Source organism: Flavobacterium xizangense (assembly GCF_054075145.1).
Map to the genome: position 1 here is coordinate 1 of NZ_JBSIPG010000307.1, position 238 is coordinate 238.

The 238-nt window shown below is 29.8% G+C and carries 1 protein-coding gene; it reads right to left on the minus strand.

All coding sequences use genetic code 11. From position 1 onward, the window contains the following. The coding region (locus tag ACWA1B_RS23555) for a hypothetical protein (RefSeq protein ID WP_456911114.1) at positions 1–238 on the minus strand (238 nt) is incomplete at both ends.

A 238-nucleotide genomic window follows, 5' to 3' on the forward strand; every position in this document is an offset into this window, starting at 1 on the left:
CTTTTTTGCTGATCGGTTTTATTAATTTGAAAACTATTTAGATCCTCAAAATGTAATCTTTCCTTAGTTTGAAGATTTTCCCAAGTTCCGTAAAATTTGTCCTCTTTCATATATTCATTTTTCAAAGTATTGAACATGACAAAGAAACCAATGAAAACGGCAGGAATATAAATAAATTTGATCACGCTAATTTTATTTACCCATTTTGGTCTGTCACTGTTTTGGTACAATGGAGGTT